Source organism: Flavobacterium notoginsengisoli (genome assembly GCF_014207905.1).
Taxonomy (GTDB): domain Bacteria; phylum Bacteroidota; class Bacteroidia; order Flavobacteriales; family Flavobacteriaceae; genus Flavobacterium; species Flavobacterium notoginsengisoli_A.
The window spans coordinates 857,309-870,624 of record NZ_JACHLB010000001.1 but is presented as its reverse complement, the minus strand read 5'-3'; the positions used below and the strand labels follow the sequence as shown (position 1 = coordinate 870,624).

14 protein-coding genes and 1 tRNA gene are annotated in these 13,316 nt (G+C 32.7%); 5 read left to right on the top strand and 10 right to left on the bottom strand.

Annotated features, from left to right (window positions below; all coding sequences use genetic code 11):
* Positions 1 to 212: 212 nt before the first annotated feature.
* Both HNP35_RS03725 and HNP35_RS03720 read left to right on the top strand, forming a co-directional pair.
* A complete protein-coding gene (locus tag HNP35_RS03725; protein WP_184158337.1) occupies positions 213 to 377 on the top strand; it encodes an rSAM-modified peptide in 165 nt (54 codons plus the stop codon).
* A gap of 65 nt (positions 378 to 442) precedes the next feature.
* Positions 443 to 607, top strand: coding sequence for an rSAM-modified peptide (locus tag HNP35_RS03720; protein WP_184158339.1), 165 nt, complete (start codon positions 443 to 445; stop codon positions 605 to 607).
* 18 nt (positions 608 to 625) lie between these two features.
* On the opposite strand, the gene HNP35_RS03715 is transcribed toward HNP35_RS03720, so the two are convergent.
* The gene (locus HNP35_RS03715) at positions 626 to 2,398 is read right to left on the bottom strand and encodes a helix-turn-helix domain-containing protein (RefSeq protein WP_184158341.1); all 1,773 of its coding nucleotides are present in this window, start codon (positions 2,396 to 2,398) and stop codon (positions 626 to 628) included.
* A gap of 166 nt (positions 2,399 to 2,564) precedes the next feature.
* Between HNP35_RS03715 and HNP35_RS03710 the strand changes: the two genes are divergently transcribed.
* The 3 genes from HNP35_RS03710 (at position 2,565) to HNP35_RS03700 (ending at position 5,439) form a co-directional block, all read left to right on the top strand.
* A complete protein-coding gene (locus HNP35_RS03710; protein ID WP_184158343.1) occupies positions 2,565 to 3,743 on the top strand; it encodes an acyl-CoA dehydrogenase family protein in 1,179 nt (392 codons plus the stop codon).
* Between the two features lie 90 nt (positions 3,744 to 3,833).
* A complete protein-coding gene (locus tag HNP35_RS03705; protein WP_184158345.1) occupies positions 3,834 to 4,616 on the top strand; it encodes a DUF3050 domain-containing protein in 783 nt (260 codons plus the stop codon).
* A 64-nt stretch (positions 4,617 to 4,680) separates the two neighbouring features.
* Positions 4,681 to 5,439, top strand: a complete 759-nt coding sequence (locus HNP35_RS03700; protein ID WP_184158347.1) for an SGNH/GDSL hydrolase family protein — start codon at positions 4,681 to 4,683, stop codon at positions 5,437 to 5,439.
* Between the two features lie 530 nt (positions 5,440 to 5,969).
* On the opposite strand, the gene HNP35_RS03695 is transcribed toward HNP35_RS03700, so the two are convergent.
* The 9 genes from HNP35_RS03695 to HNP35_RS03655 all read right to left on the bottom strand — a co-directional run bounded on the left by HNP35_RS03695 (position 5,970) and on the right by HNP35_RS03655 (position 13,238).
* On the bottom strand, positions 5,970 to 6,989 hold the full coding sequence (locus tag HNP35_RS03695) for a hypothetical protein (RefSeq protein WP_184158349.1): 1,020 nt from the start codon (positions 6,987 to 6,989) through the stop codon (positions 5,970 to 5,972).
* A complete protein-coding gene (locus HNP35_RS03690) occupies positions 6,967 to 8,595 on the bottom strand; it encodes an NAD(P)/FAD-dependent oxidoreductase (RefSeq protein WP_184158351.1) in 1,629 nt (542 codons plus the stop codon). The genes HNP35_RS03695 and HNP35_RS03690 overlap by 23 nt, the downstream gene beginning before the upstream one ends.
* Positions 8,570 to 10,090 carry a polyamine aminopropyltransferase gene (locus tag HNP35_RS03685; RefSeq protein ID WP_184158353.1) on the bottom strand — a complete coding sequence of 507 codons (1,521 nt, stop codon included), beginning with the start codon at positions 10,088 to 10,090 and terminating at the stop codon, positions 8,570 to 8,572. Before HNP35_RS03685 ends, HNP35_RS03690 begins: the two co-directional genes overlap by 26 nt.
* Positions 10,083 to 10,298 (bottom strand): DUF350 domain-containing protein, encoded by a 216-nt coding sequence (locus HNP35_RS03680; protein ID WP_184158355.1) that lies wholly within the window; start codon positions 10,296 to 10,298, stop codon positions 10,083 to 10,085. Before HNP35_RS03680 ends, HNP35_RS03685 begins: the two co-directional genes overlap by 8 nt.
* A 13-nt stretch (positions 10,299 to 10,311) precedes the next feature.
* Entirely contained in the window at positions 10,312 to 10,491 is a 180-nt protein-coding gene (locus HNP35_RS03675) for a hypothetical protein (RefSeq protein ID WP_184158357.1), read from the bottom strand.
* Complete coding sequence (locus HNP35_RS03670; protein ID WP_184158359.1) at positions 10,484 to 11,716, bottom strand: DUF4178 domain-containing protein; 1,233 nt, start codon at positions 11,714 to 11,716, stop codon at positions 10,484 to 10,486. Before HNP35_RS03670 ends, HNP35_RS03675 begins: the two co-directional genes overlap by 8 nt.
* Before the next feature lie 3 nt (positions 11,717 to 11,719).
* Positions 11,720 to 12,082, bottom strand: coding sequence for an S-adenosylmethionine decarboxylase family protein (locus tag HNP35_RS03665; RefSeq protein WP_184158360.1), 363 nt, complete (start codon positions 12,080 to 12,082; stop codon positions 11,720 to 11,722).
* A gap of 136 nt (positions 12,083 to 12,218) precedes the next feature.
* Positions 12,219 to 12,305: transfer RNA gene (locus HNP35_RS03660), tRNA-Ser, on the bottom strand.
* A gap of 51 nt (positions 12,306 to 12,356) precedes the next feature.
* Positions 12,357 to 13,238 carry a LysR substrate-binding domain-containing protein gene (locus tag HNP35_RS03655; RefSeq protein ID WP_184158362.1) on the bottom strand — a complete coding sequence of 294 codons (882 nt, stop codon included), beginning with the start codon at positions 13,236 to 13,238 and terminating at the stop codon, positions 12,357 to 12,359.
* Between the last annotated feature and the right edge of the window lie 78 nt (positions 13,239 to 13,316).

Genomic DNA, 13,316 nt, shown 5'->3' with positions numbered 1-13,316 from the left:
TATAAGCATCATGAAAAATCATAAATCAAATTTCGAAGATTTCCAAAATGAAAAATTAGTAGCAACTGAATTGAAAGTGATTCGTGGCGGTGATGGAGTTCCTCCGGTAGACCCAGGAAAAAATAATGGTGGTAGCGGAAATACTTAATTTTTTTCCATCTATATAAAGCATCCAAAAAATCAATTACAAAGACATCTAAAATATAAGCATCATGAAAAATTATAAAGCAAATTTCGAAGATTTCCAAAATGAAAAGTTAGTAGCAACTGAATTGAAAGTGATTCGTGGCGGTGATGGAGTTCCTCCTGCAAATCCAGATCCGGAGCAACCACCTGTAGATCCTGGAAAAAATAATGGCGGAAGCGGAAATCCTTAATTTCTTTCCATCTATATAAAGCATCCAAAAAAATCAATTACAAAGACATCTAAAATATAAGCATCATGAAAAATCCTAAATCAAATTTCGAAAATTTCAAAAATGAAAAGTTAGCGGCAACTGAATTGAAAGTAATCCGTGGCGGTGATGGTGTTCCTCCTGCAAATCCAGATCCGGAGCAACCACCTGTAGACCCAGGAAAAAATAACGGTGGAAGTGGAAATCCTTAATATATAAAGAAAGTAGTTCTAAATATTACTCGCAAATTGAGCTGGAGACACTCCAGTTCTTTTGCGAAACGATTTTGCAAACGAAACTGCATTTTTAAAACCAACGCTTTCTGCTATTGCCTGAGTTGAATATTTACGATACAAATGATTTGTAATCATCTGATTAATAACATAATTTATTTTCAATTCATTAGAATATTCACCAAAAGATTTTCCAAATCTTTTATTTACTACATAAGATAGGTATGTAGTATTTGTTTTTATTTTCTTAGCAACATACGAAAGGGTAAAATCGGCATTTAGATATTCTAGCTTTTCTTCTAATGCTAATAATTTTTCTACAATCTTATTTTCTTTTGCTTCATCAATACTAAGATTTGCATTTTCCTTTTTAAGCTGAATTTCATCTAATTCTGGTGCTTCGGCAAAAACTTCTTCAATTACAGCTTTATCAATTTCTGCATTTTCAATTTCTTTTTTCTCCAGATTAGCTTTAAATTCTTCAATCAAAGCATTCATTTTCTTATGTGCTTTATTTTTGTCTCGAATACTTTTAATCAAGAAAAAAACAATACCGACAACTAGAATTACATAAAATACTTTTAAAGCTTTATTCCAAAAGACTTCATATTTATACTTTTCCTGAACATCTAACATCTCTTCACTAAGATCTGCTGTACCTAATTTATAATTAACTTCGAGAGTTTCTTCTCTCATATTCCCCTCATATTTTTCATAAGAATCCAAATATAACTTGGAGTGCTTATAAGCCAATTCAGGTTCATTTTTGATACTATAAATTTTTGCCTGAATATAATTGGATTTAAAATAACTATTATCCAGCATTTTATTCTTAAAACTTATAGAGTCTACTTTCTTTAAAAAAATAAGGGCTCGATCGTATTTCTTTAGAGTGAAATATAAATCTCCTAGATTAAAATTGGCGATTTGGTATAAAAAAGCATTGTTGGTTTGCTTTGCATAAATAGCGATATCGTAGTAAATCTTTTCTGCATTACTAAAATCTTTTTTAAAGGAGTAAATATTTCCTAAACTTAGTTTTGCGGTAATTTTATTGTCCTCAAATTTGTCTGAGTAAGCAATTGCCTTTTTATAAAAGTATTCAGCAGAATCTAACAATTGAATTTTATTTCGATTTTTAGAGTAATATCCCTCATAAGAATTCCCTAAATTAGTATAGGTATTACTTTTTGCATTCTGAAATTGATCTTTCTGATAAAGATTTTCATTTTTATCTAAAAATGCTTCGTTTTGTTTCAAAATCTTGATAGACAGTTGGAAATTCCCAACGCCTTCATTTAGCAAAGCCATATTAGCCTTAAACTTTACCACTTGTATGACATCGTTTATTTGCGAAGAAAGTTTGATTCCTTCTTGATACGAACTTAATGCTTGACTATAATTGTGTCTTTTCCAATAAGAGAGACCTCGAAAATTACATAAATAAGAATGTATTTTTATTTTTTTACTAGATTCTGGGATTTTTTTCAGATACATCAAAGCGTCTGCATAACTTTGATCTGATCTTATGCTATCTCCTTTTAACTGATGTAGATATGAAGCTGCTCCACTGGCAAACGTACGATGTTCTGGATTATTTGATTTTAATAATTCTTTAACAAGTGTTAAACCTTCATCATGATTTCCATTGATGCTGAAACGTATTTTATCCTGCAATTCTAAATATTTTTGCTCGGATAGCTCCTTATCTGACTGAGCAACACCGGTATTAAGTATAAAGAAAAATAAAAAAGAGATGATCAGCCTCATTTAATTTAGTTTTTGGTATTCAAAAATAGTCTATAAATTATCAATAAACTACAATTAATTTGCCAAATTCCTATTAATTTTATTTTTGTGCTAAAAAAATATAACAATTTAAGCGTCATTTGTTATATTTTTATTACGTAAATTTGTTTGTTAAAAATTAAAAAACATGAAATCAGACCTATTTCAATCTCCAGATTACTATAACTTAGACGATTTGCTAAGCGATGAACACAAATTAGTTCGCGAATCAGCACGTGCATGGGTTAAAAGAGAAGTTTCTCCTATTATAGAAGAATACGCTCAAAAAGCAGAATTTCCTAAACAAATTATAAAAGGTCTTGGCGAAATTGGTGGTTTCGGTCCTTATATTCCTGTTGAGTATGGAGGCGCTGGTTTAGATCAAATTTCCTATGGTTTAATTATGCAGGAAATAGAGAGAGGCGATTCTGGCGTAAGATCAACCTCATCTGTTCAGTCATCTTTAGTAATGTATCCTATATGGAAATATGGAAATGAAGAACAAAAAATGAAATATCTTCCAAAATTGGCAACAGGAGAATTTATCGGTTGTTTTGGTTTAACAGAGCCAGATCACGGTTCTGATCCAGGAAGCATGATTACTAATTTTAAAGATATGGGCGATCATTATCTTTTAAATGGTGCCAAAATGTGGATTTCAAATGCTCCATTTGCCGATATCGCTATTGTTTGGGCAAAAAATGAAGAAGGCCGTATTCACGGTTTAATTGTAGAACGCGGTATGGAAGGTTTTACAACACCAGAAACTCACAACAAATGGTCGCTTCGTGCGTCTGCAACGGGTGAATTAATTTTTGATAATGTAAAAGTTCCAAAAGAAAATCTATTACCTAATAAATCTGGTCTTGGTGCTCCGCTTGGCTGTTTAGATTCTGCTCGTTACGGAATTGCTTGGGGCGCAATTGGCGCAGCAATGGATTGTTATGATACTGCTTTACGTTACTCTAAAGAGAGAATCCAGTTCGGAAAACCAATTGGAGGAACACAATTACAGCAGAAAAAACTGGCAGAAATGATTACCGAAATCACAAAAGCACAATTATTAACCTGGCGTTTAGGTGTTTTGAGAAACGAAGGAAAAGCAACAACAGCACAAATTTCGATGGCAAAACGCAACAATGTTAATATGGCTATCAATATCGCACGTGAGGCAAGACAAATGCTCGGAGGTATGGGAATTACTGGCGAATACTCAATTATGCGTCATATGATGAACCTAGAAAGTGTAATTACTTATGAAGGAACTCACGACATTCATTTACTAATAACCGGAATGGATGTAACTGGAATTCCTGCATTTAAATAATTGATATTTATTAAAATATATACAAAATCAATCTAAAAAGCTTCTTCTAACAAAGAAGCTTTTTATCTTTGCATCAAAATTTTTTTAAAAATGAATATCGAAGCGATAAACAAAAGTATCCAACCACAGAAAGACCAACTATTAAACCATTCTTTATATAATAAAATTCAAAACATTGACGACTTACATAGTTTTTTAGAAACTCACGTTTTTGCTGTTTGGGATTTTATGTCTTTATTAAAAGCCTTACAAGCCAAACTTACCTGTACAACAACACCTTGGTTTGCTACTAAAAATCCGGAAACACGATATTTAATTAATGAAATTGTTCTTGCAGAAGAAACTGATTTAAGTATAGACGGTAGAAGACAGAGCCATTACGAAATGTATTTGGAAGCTATGGAAGACTGCGGAGCAGATACAACTGGAGTTTTAAAATTCTTATCAGAAGTAACTTCTCTTCATAATATATTTGTGGCAATCAAACAAAGTTCGTTACATCCAAATGTAAAAGAGTTTTTAGATTTTACTTTCAGAGTAATTGAAGAAGGAAAACCACACGAAATTGCCGCTGCATTTACCTTCGGAAGAGAAGATTTAATTCCGAGCATGTTTACGCAAATACTAAAAAATTTCCAGAAAAATCTGCCAGACATCGATTTAGCAAAATTGCTTTATTATTTTGAAAGACATATCGAATTGGACGCCGACGAACACGGTCCAATGGCAATGCAGATGATTACTGAATTATGTGAAGAAGATGCTCAAAAATGGAAAGAAGTAGAAGAAGTTTCTATCCTTGCCTTAGAAAAACGTATCGGACTTTGGAATGCCATCGAAGAAGAAATCGTGATGAAAACCGAAATGGTTTAAAATCCAAACCCACATATTTAACGTAACTATTTGTTTAAAGCCATCAATCTAATTTAAACAAATTATGAAACCACATTTTAAACAAATAGTTACCGTTATATTTGCTGCATTTCTTCTAAGCTGTACTTCCGAAGAAAGCAGTTCTATACCAACCACCACTACTCCACCCGTTGTAACTCCGCCTACGACACCAAATCCTCCTATTCCGAGTTCTGTAAATTATTTAGCTTTAGGCGATAGTTATACTATTGGTCAAAGTGTTTGCGAAACCTGCCGTTTTCCAGAACAGTTAAAATCGAGTTTAAGAGCAATGTATTCGAGTACAATTTCACTCAAAATAATTGCCACTACTGGTTGGACAACATCTAATTTACTGGCAGCAATTGAATCTCAAAAACCAGAATCCAATTACGATTTAGTTACACTTTTAATTGGTGTTAACAACCAATATCAGCGCAGAGATTTTTCTGTATACGAAAAAGAATTTCCAGAATTGGTGAACAAAGCTGTTATGCTCGCCAAAAATGATAAAAAAAAGGTGGTCGTTATTTCGATTCCAGATTACGCCTACACACCTTACGGAAAAAATCTTGCTGGCACTCAAAGCGCCACAATTTCTGCCGAAATAACCAAATACAATTCTTTTGCAGAAAATTATTGCAACACCAATCAAATTGCTTTTGTTTCGATTACAGACATCACGCGCGAAGGTCTTAACAGTCCAAATCTTGTAGCTTCAGATGGCTTACATCCTTCAGAATTAGCCTATAAAATGTTTGTTGACAGAATGATGCCGAAAGTCAAAATCGCACTACAGAATTAATATTTATTATTTTAAGAAGCAGAAAAATTCGTTTTCAAAAGACATTTAGTCCCGCTATCCGCTATATCTTTTGTTCTGAACCCCAGAACAAAAGGATATCGCTTCTATCGGGGCTAGAGTAGAAATTTTGTTTTTCAAAAAAAAAATTGGTTACTATATTCAAAAAAAGACTGATTTATACTTGAAACAATCCTATCTATCCTATTTAAAATTGTTCCGTAGGAACATTTCATCGGTAGAAAAATTAAATTGTTACACGATGGCACGTTCCATAGGAACGTTTGGTTTTGACATCATTTTTAACAATCTCGTCTATCAAACGTTCCTACGGAACGCAAACCTAGCTGGTCGTTTTTTTTCTACCAACGAAACATTCCTACAGAATGAAAATGCATGTCAAAAAATGAAAATCGAAAATTTTTCTAAAAACAATTTCAGCTTCTAAAAAAAAATATTCTTTTGAAAATCAAACAAATAAATTCGGCATCAGATTAGAATAGGAAATTTGTTTTTCGAAGAAACAGAAACGTTTATTTGTTTGACTTCCAAATAAATCCGTCCAGTAAATAATGCGTAAACTGTGGAACACTCAATAAGGGAACCAATACAATCTGCCAGCTCGAAAAATCAAAAGTGCTTACTGTGATATTTTCATTCCAAACAAAAAACTCCCAGAGAAATTCTTCTGAAAAAGCAATTAATAAAAGAATTCCAATGTAGATTAAAATTCCTTTATATTGTTTTAAAAAAGATAAACTTCCCAATTCTGATTCTGATTTTCCGTCGATTTCTTTAAAATAAACCAAAGCCATATACGGAATTCCGTGTGAAACGACATTCAATAAAGTAAAAATCAAATCATTATTAAAATATACTATTCCGAAATACCAAGACAAAGCAGTTCCCAAAATAATACTGTTTTTCGGAATATTAAAAAATCGATTTTGAATAGATTTTACAGCAGTATAAACCATATATAAACCCAAAATTCCAATATAAATCCAAAACAAGATTTCTAGAATTCTTTGATTTTCAAACCTAAAAAATTCATTTTCGACAAACCAATTGAACTTTCGCTTTGACGAAAAAAACCAATACAACATCGGGTATCCTGTTGAAGCATAGATTGTCAGGTTATCAATCCAAACCGATATTTTCGTTTTTGTTTCTTTTCGAGCATATAATCTCATAAAACCATATTGCTGTCTGATGAAATGAAAAACAGCTACATAAGCGAGAAACGACCAAAAAACCAAACTCCCAAAAGAGAAAAGTACAATTCCTGTCACTAAACAAATAATAGGCAACAGAATTAATCTTCTTTTCTGTTTTTGAAATTCGTCTGCAACAAAATAGGTTTTAAATAAAGTTGCATAAACGTGCGCTACGTCTATAAAAACAATCAGAAAAAGCCAAGTGTAAAAAGAATAATTTTCTTCAATTTGGGTAATATAATCTTGAAAAATAAAGATAATCGCCAATACAAAAAATGACGGTCCAATTATAAAAGCTAAATCCGTTTTGGGTTTATGAATCCAAGGTTGTTCCATCTACAATTTCATTTACAACATTAATTCCTTGATGAAAAGCTTCTTCAAAAATCGAAATTCCAGATAAATCACTGTGTGCGAAATAAATCTTATTTTGAATATTTTGTTTGGCTTGTTGTTTCGCTTCTCCAAAAATAAAACCTGGCACTGGCGAAATCATTCCGTGACCTAAAAGAAAAACTTCAATATCTTCTGTGTATTCTTCAATATCTGGATGCGCGACTTTTAAATCGTTCAAAACAAACTGTTTCCAGTATTCTTTGTCTTTTTTATAAAGTTCTTTTCTTGTTTTCTTCAAATCGGCAGACGAAAAACTATAATAATACGTAATGACTTTTTTGTCCTGAACCTGATTCACTGTCTGATGCTGGTCATAAACATATCCCAAACCTTTTGCATCATAAATTACATTATCCCACGAAAGTGGAAAACTAAAATTATCAAACAAATCATTGACTGTGAGCGTTGCCAAAAGCCAAGGTGTGTAATGAAAATCTTTAGTAAATTCTTTTCGGTTTTCCATCAAATATTGGTTTACAAACTGCGGAGAAGCCATTATGACTTTGTCTGCAATAATTTCAACCGAAGATTTATTGACATCATCAAAAGCCTTTGCGATTACTTTATTGTTTTCAATTTTGACTTCATAAACCAAATGATTTTTCAGCGTTTTATCTTTGGTGTATTTTTTTAGATGATTGGCTAAACGCGAATTTCCTTCTGCCCAAGTTAAAACGCTATCGTGCTTTTCGGGTGTGCAATCTTGCTTTCTTCCTGCAAAATAATGAATTCCAGCCCAAGCCGAAACGTATTCGATTCCTAAACCAAAATCGTCTTTACAACAATAATCGATATAATTGTATAAAGGTTCTGAAGTGAAATGATTTTCTTGAAACCATTTTTTCATTGTGATTTTATCTAGAGCTCTTGTTTTTTCATCAGAAGAAGAAAGATAAAGCGGAATATCAAACAAATATTTCTGATCCTTTCCTTTTCCTGTTCTGAAAATGTCCATTTGTTTAAAGAATTTATCAAACTCCAAATCATCAGCAACCGAATTTCCTTCTTTTGGAACAACGCCTTCCTGCCAATTATTTTTGTAAAATAAACGTTCGTCTGGCGCAAAAGTCAATTGTAATTCGTCGAAAACGGGAAATCCTTTTGAATCGTAACTCAATATTATTTTTTCTTCTTCTAGAAAACGAAGCAATTCTTTGTCTTGAAAATTTGGCAACGGCAAATAATGCGCACCTAAAGGATATTTGGAATATTTATTTTCTCCGTTGGAAGAATTTCCGCCCAAATGATTTTCTAATTCTACCATCAAAAAATCTGAAATTCCTTTTTTATGAAATTGTCTTGCGGCACTTAAACCAGAAATTCCTCCACCAACAATCAAATACGAAACTTCAATTTGTTTTGTCGGTTTAGGGAAATCTTTTATCCATAAACGATGTCCAAGCAAATGTTTTGTACCCGATAAACGGATCATTAGTACCGCAATTTTATCCGAACAAAACTGCAAAAACGGAACCGCAATTAAAGCCGCTCCAACTACTTTTATAAAACTCCTTCTGGATTTATTGCAGTTTTCCCCACTCTTCATCAAAATAGCGCACTAAAATTTGGTTATCTAAACGATTGATTTCTATTTGGTTTGAAATCATATCATTCGTAAAATAATTAAATCGGTCGAATTGATAATTGTAAAATTTCAATTCGTCTGCTTTTCGGTTTACGGTATTAAAAGTTGTTTCGAAACCATTTATCGCAATTGTGTAACCCCATTCTCCAAACGACGGAACATAAGCATGATAGGCATCAACTTGCGGAAAAACCTGCATAACCGTTTTATTGATACACCAAAAAGATTTCGGCGCAAAATAAGGCGAAGTTGTTTGTATTACAACCGCTGCGTCAGGTTTTAAAATGGTTTTTATGGTTTGATAAAAATTAAGCGAATACAATTTCCCCAAACTATAATTAGAAGGATCTGGAAAATCGATTATTGCAACATCGTATTTCTCTTTACAGCTTTTTGCCCAAATGTAAGCGTCAGTATTGATTACGGTAACTTTAGAATTGTTCAATGAATTTTGATTGAAATTAGTTAATACCGTATTGGTTTTGAACAATTTCGTCATTCCTTCGTCTAAATCTACCAAAGTTACTTTTTCTACATCTTTATATTTTAAGATTTCACGAACGGCTAAACCATCTCCTCCACCTAAAACCAAAACTTTCTTAACACTTTTTGCCATAGACATTGCGGGATGCACCAAAGCTTCGTGATAACGGTATTCGTCTGCCGAACTAAATTGTAAATTATTATTTAAATAAAGTCTGTAATCGCTTTTATTATGCGTTAAAACGATTCGCTGATACGGAGTTGAGTTGGTATAAATAATGTTTTCTCCGTATAATTTCCCTTCAGAATAAGCTAAAATATCATTCGAAAAAATAAAAACTACAAGTAATAATACAAACGAAAAAATGGCTTTTACTTTTAGAAAATAGACTCTTTTCAATTCTTTTTCCAGCAAAAAACATAATGCAATCGCAATACTCACATTGATCATTCCGAAGAAAAGCGAAGTTCCCATGATGCCTAATTTTGGCACTAAAACTAATGGAAATAAGATTGAAGCCAAAAGCGCTCCGATATAATCAAAGGTAAAAACATTTGAAACCAGATCTTTAAACTCCACTCTGTCTTTTAGAATATTCATTAAAAGCGGAATCTCCAATCCGACCAAAAAACCGGTTACGAAAACAAATAAATATAAAATGAATTGAAATGAGCCTACATTTTCGAACAATAGAAATAAGACAACAGAACTTAATCCGCCGATAAGTCCAACTAGTATTTCAATTTCTACGAAAGTATTCAGCAGATTTTTGTGAAAAAACTTTGAAAAAAACGAACCTATACCCATCGAAAACAGGTACACGCCAATGATAAATGAAAATTGTTTTACCGAATCGCCTAATAAATAACTAGCCAAAGTTCCTGCGACCAATTCATAAATAAGTCCGCAAGTGGCAATTATAAATACAGCAAAAAGTAAAAGAAATTCGAACCTAAGAAACTTTTTACCCATGAATTGCGGCACTAATAATCATCGAGATTCCGATGATAAATGCTGCCAGAACAATCGCAACAGCAACGTTATTTTTTTCTACGACTTCTTTCCAAGTATTTTCTGGAGTAAGTTTTTCGATAATAAAATAGCCGATTAATAAAATAACAATCCCTAAAAGAGAATAAATAATCGAATTTACTATTGGCTGAGTGTGAATTAATTCCATACAGATTGATTTTTTATTTGTGATAAAAACGGTTATAAGATGTTCGGCTTCCTGCCGTGGTATATTTTTCAGTTCTTTCGCAATCGCAGATTCGGTTTCCTGCAAGAGCAAAGTACATATAAACTCCAAAGCAAAAGAAACCTATTGCCAATGAAGCCCAGTTATTGCTAAAGAAATTAGAAATTTTATTCATAATCGTAAGTTGAATAGGAACTATCTGCCCATCTATTTTTTTCAAATTGATTTTTAAAGAATCTTATAATAAAGTAAATTACAATCATCCCGATAATAACGAGCCAAACGTTACGGCTTGAAGGTTCATTCCAAATCACATTGACACGCATGGCATTGTTTTTAATGTCTTCAGGTGCTTTCATTGGCGTAATAACAAGATGGTATTTTCCTGGTTTTACTCCACAAATATTAAACTTTTCAGAACTGCTTCCTTCTCTCCAATATTCTCCATCGGTGTATCCCGAGTAATATTCAATGTCTTTATTGGCATAAATTTCGTCATTAGTGTCTTCATTAATCAGTGCAATATTTAAGTTGGCCCAAGAATTATCAACATCTGTAGAAACCGAAATTGTCATGGGAGCCGAAGCACCTTTAAGCTCAAATGTGGGACTGGTAATTTCTTTATTATCGAATTTACTAAATTGTATGGTTTGAGAGAAAACCGTCTGTTCAAATTGATTTCGATAGATGTACCAATTTGCCGTTATAATCATCAAAGCAAAAAGACAAAAAATAATCGCTGTATTTTTGAGATCAAAAAGAGACGGCTGAATCATACCGGTTCCAGAAAGATAAGGCAGCTTTATTCCTGGAAATGCTTTTCGCATTTTTCTTTTACTGAGATATTCTCCATGAAAAGCAGTCTGAACATTATTCATTTTTTCAACCGAAACAATATATGGCGGATTTATAAATTCAGCCAAATGTATTTTTTTGTTTGGAAGCTTAAAATCAAAAAAACCTTTTGCATCAATTATTTCAGCATCCGAATGTTCAAACAAATCATAATCCTGACCATCATAATCCAGTACTTCAACTCCTTTTTTTAGATCGTCAATCTTTTCCATTTCGGTAAGCATCATCCAATGTCCATTTGAAACAGATAGATATAGAAATTCTTTTGCTTCATTCTGCAAAATAAATTCTGTCCATCTATAATCTGGATGTACTTTTTTTCTCAAAATACCAGTTACTTTGTATTCGTTTCCTTTTAAGAAACCTGTTTCGCCAATAACTAACGGATACGTTTCTGTTTCTGCTTTATATTTTGATTTTCTACGAAATTTTCCCTCATCGTCAGCTTCATATAAACTGCGACATATAGGACAAACAAAACTGACTACTTCAAAACCAACCTCTAATTCGGTTTCTACATTACAGTCGTAACAAGGAATCTTCATATCTTATCGGTTAATTTCAAAATCTTTAATAATTTCTGCTTCAAAATAAGTAACATAATCTGCCATCACGGCACGTACTTTTTGCGAGTTATCCTGAAGATAATTGCACAAATAAACATCCAAAGTAAGCTGATTGTATTCTGGCCAAGTGTGTATACAAATGTGTGATTCTTTAAGACAATAGGAAATCGTAAAACTATCATTTTCAAAGTCATGCACGACAGCTCCAACTTTTTCAAGTTCGTATTTTTCTAAAATGGAATTGGTAACCGTAACAAAACCTTTGCTGTCTGTAAGCTTCTCGGTTTTGTCGACATGTAAAGTAACCAGTTTATGCAATCCTGGCGAATAAGGAGGTAAATCCATCAAATTATTTGTATTACACTGGAGTCAAATATATAATATTTTTTGTAACAAAATAATGAGGAAAACCGTATTTTGGATATAGTTTTTTAAAGAAAAAACCCAAACCTTGAAAATACGACAGGTTTGGGTTTCTTAGCAGAAAGGAAGGGATTCGAACCCTCGATACAGTTACCCATATACTAGCTTTCCAGGCTAGCTCCTTAAACCACTCGGACACCTTTCTATTTTGGTCTGCAAATAACACGAAAAAAAATGAGTTAAACAAAGTAAATTTTTAAGATTCGTTTATGCTTTTTCTAAATTCTTCCATAAACAACTTTACGGCTTTCTTTTGGTAGCTTCCAATCGTGAGCATAAAAGATTCTCGTTTGGTTACAACTCCAGTTATTTGAATGGCTTTTAAACTATGCTCCCAGCCTTTTAGTGCCTTTTCTGCCACGATAGTTGCCCAATCGCTGTTTTCTACCATTTGCAATAAGGCATTAATCGAATTTAGTTCTATCGAAATCTTCGGTTTCATGTGATGCTTTACAAATAATATTTCTACATACTCTCTAGAATTCGATCCTTTTCCTGGAAGAATCAATGGTACATCTTCAATTTTCTTGAATGGTATTTTTTCTAAGGAAGCCAAAGAATGTTGTTTGGAAACGGCCATTACCATATTAGAAGTAAACAAAGGCACTTTTTGAATTGGAGGTCCAATCTCATGCGATGAAATTACTAATACTAAATCTAGTTCATTATTAATCAGTTTTTGTTCTAAGGATTCTGTTGTACCATAATCTACTATGATTCTTAAATTTTGGTAGCGTTTCGCAAATGTATTTACAACTGGCAAAACCAATAATCCAAAGATGTAGGTTACGCCAATTCTGAGTTCGCCGCCAATCATTTCGTTTAAATCTTCGATTGCCTGTTTTCCGTTTTCTACATTTTCTACCACTTTTTTGGCGTGAATTAGAAACACCGAACCCGCTTCTGTCAACTGTACTTTCTTCCCGATTCGCTTAAATAATGGCATACCGAGTTCTTCTTCCAATTTTTTGATTTGCTGCGAAAGTCCCGATTGGGTTACAAAACATAATTCTGCGGCTTTGGTAAAGTGCAAAACCTCAGCCGTTTTAATAAAATACTGTAGTTGATAGATTTCCATATTGATAAGTTTTGCTACTTATTATGAGTAAAATTATTAATTTTTCTAATGAAATCATAATCCCGAACTTTGTATCAA